Origin of the sequence: Streptomyces sp. NRRL B-24572, assembly GCF_002156145.1 — a bacterium.
GTDB classification, from domain to species: Bacteria; Actinomycetota; Actinomycetes; order Streptomycetales; family Streptomycetaceae; genus Streptomyces; species Streptomyces vietnamensis.
Genome location: NZ_MWIG01000723.1, coordinates 1 through 2707 on the forward strand (window position 1 = coordinate 1; position 2707 = coordinate 2707).

Below are 2707 nucleotides of genomic sequence, written 5' to 3' on the forward strand. Positions count from 1 at the left end.
CCTGCTGCTCCACGCCGGCCTCAACCTCTTCGGCGTCCGCCTCGTCAGCGTCCTCAACTCGGTCAGCGTCTGGTGGCACCTGGCCGGCGTCGCCGTCATCGTCGGCGCGCTCGCGTTCGTCCCCGACCACCACCAGTCCGTCGACTTCGTCTTCACGACGTTCGTCAACGACACCGGCTGGGCCAACCCGTTCTACGTCGCCGCGATCGGCCTGCTCCTCGCCCAGTACACCTTCTCCGGCTACGACGCCTCGGCCCACCTCTCCGAGGAGACCTCGAACGCCTCCGTCACCGCCGCCAAGGGCATCGTCCGGTCCATCTGGGTCTCCTGGCTCGCCGGCTTCGCCCTCCTCGCCGGACTCACCTTCGCCATCCAGGACTACGCCGGCACGCAGAACAGCGCCACCGGCGTCCCGCCCGCCCAGATCTTCCTGGACGCGCTCGGCTCACGCGGCGCCGCCCTCCTGCTCCTCGTGGTGATCGTCGCCCAGCTCTTCTGCGGCAACGCCGAGGTGGCCGCCGCGAGCCGCATGGTCTTCGCCTTCAGCCGCGACAACGCCCTGCCCGGATCGGCGCTCTGGCGCAAGGTCAGCGGCAGCACCCAGACGCCCGTCCCCGCCGTCTGGCTCGCGGTCGTCGTGGCCGCGGTGCTCGCCCTCCCCTCGCTGTACTCGGCCACCGCCTACGGTGCCGTCACCGCGATCAACGTCATCGGCATCACGCCCGCGTACGCCATCCCGGTCTACCTGCGGCTGCGCGCCGGGAACCGCTTCGTGCCCGGCCCCTGGAGCCTCGGCCGCTGGAGCAGGCCGGTCGGCTGGATCGCCGTCGTCTGGGTGGCGTTCGTGACCGTCCTCTTCTGCCTGCCGCAAAAGTCCCCGGTGAACGTGGACACGATGAACTACGCGGCCGTCGCGCTCGCCGTCGTGCTCGTCCTCGCCAGCGTCTGGTGGTACGTCGCCCGCCGCTCGTACGGCACGCCGACCGCGTACGGGACCGCCCGCGAGGAGGCGGAGATCGCCGAGGGCATCGTCTGACGGCCGGGCCCGGCTCCTGTCCATGTCCCGGACAGGAGCCGGCGCGCCATCAGGCGCCGAACTCATGGGCCGGGCGCCGTATGCGCAGGTCGGGCGTCGAACTCGCGTGCTCAGGGGTCCTGTTCGCGGGTCGGGCGTCGAACTCGCGTGCTCAGGCGTCCTGCTCGCGGGTCGGTCGCTGAACTCGTGGGCTCAGGCGTCCTGCTCGCGGGCTCAGGCGTCCTGCTCGCGGGTCGGTCGCTGAACTCGTAGGCCCACGCGCCCCGTTCGCAGGTCAGGCGCTGAACTCGTAGGTCCAGGCGGCCGACTGGGCGGAGAAGTCGATGTCCGTGATCTCCAGGGCGTGCCCGTGCTGGTCGCTGACGACCCGGTGGACGACCAGCCGGGCCGCGCCGCCGGCCGTCGTCGCGGCCGGGCCGGGCGGGACGCCGACCGACTCGCGGTGGGTGATCCGCAGCCCCGCCTGGTGCATCCAGTGGTACAGGAGCCGCAGGTCGGGCTGTTGACGGCAGTCCCTGCCCCGCCGGTAGCGGGAGAGCTGGGGGATCTCGGCGAGGGCCGGCCGGGAGAACCACGACACCGCCCGCTGGAGCGCCGCCCCGTGCGGCCCGAGCACCGTGTGCCGGTGGACGAGCGTCGGTTCGCCGGGGGTCAGCAGGAGCCGGGCCGCCAGGGGAGTGGGCGGCGGCTCCCAGGTGAGCGAGGCCCGCACCAGCGCCTCGGCCGCCTGCGGCCCGCCGGGGAACGTCGGCCGGCGCGCCGTGAACGCCGGTGCGTCCGGCTCGGGTCCGGCCTCCTCGGCGGCGAAGGTGCCGCGCCGGTCGGTGACCACGAGCCGTTCCTCCCTGAGGAGCCGGAGCGCGCTGCGGACGGTCTGCCGGTTGACGTGGTGGCGCTGGGAAAGCGATCGCTCCGAGGGGAGCCGGCTGCCGGGGCGGATGCGCCGCTGGGCGAGGTCCTCGCGCAGGGCGGCGGCGACCCGGAGATAGAGCGGTACGTCCGCCACCGCCTCGGAATCGGGCTCGACCATGATCAACCCTCTCTTTGCTCAGCGTGACAGCACGGTGCGTCTGGGTGATCAATTCCTATCATTGGTCTAAACCATTTAGCCAGGCCTGTCCGGCAGAGTGGCCGAAACGAGTGGCGGGCCGTGTAATGAGGTTCCAGGTGACCGGGCCGAGAACCGGTCGGCGGGAGAAGGCGGGTGAGGCCGGATGACGACAGCGTCGGAGCGCGCCGCACGGGGCAAGGCAGCGCGCAAAAGAGTCCCCCGGGCCTCTCACGGCCGCTGGATACCCAGGTCACAGCGCCCCGACCCGCTCGTGGTCCTGGAGCGCGAGTCCCTGGACCGACTGCCCGACCTCGTCCCCCTCCGGTACGCCAGGATGGCGGTCTCCCCCTTCGCCTTCCTGCGCGGCGCGGCCGGCGTCATGGCCGCCGACCTCGGAGCCGAGCGCCACACCGGGCTCACCGTGCAGCTCTGCGGCGACGCCCACCTGCTCAACTTCGGCGGCTACGCCTCACCCGAACGGACGCTTCTCTTCGACGTGAACGACTTCGACGAGACCCTCCCCGGTCCCTTCGAATGGGACGTGAAGAGGCTCGCCGCCAGCGTCACCGTCGCCGCCCTCCAGAACGGCAGCGCCAAGCCCAAGGCCCACCGCGCCGCGC

General features: G+C 72.2%; 3 protein-coding genes. 2 read left to right on the plus strand and 1 reads right to left on the minus strand.

Going from position 1 to position 2707, the window contains the following annotated elements; genetic code table 11:
- Window positions 1-1036: amino acid permease (locus tag CCN56_RS34510; RefSeq protein WP_107484268.1), on the plus strand; the 1036-nt coding region annotated here is incomplete at its 5' end.
- A gap of 274 nt (window positions 1037-1310) precedes the next feature.
- Here the strand turns inward: CCN56_RS34510 and CCN56_RS34515 are convergent.
- On the minus strand, window positions 1311-2066 hold the full coding sequence (locus CCN56_RS34515) for a GntR family transcriptional regulator (protein ID WP_086831751.1): 756 nt from the start codon (window positions 2064-2066) through the stop codon (window positions 1311-1313).
- 184 nt (window positions 2067-2250) lie between these two features.
- Here CCN56_RS34515 and CCN56_RS34520 point away from each other — a divergent pair.
- The coding region (locus CCN56_RS34520; RefSeq protein ID WP_143664714.1) for a DUF2252 family protein at window positions 2251-2707 on the plus strand (457 nt) is incomplete at its 3' end.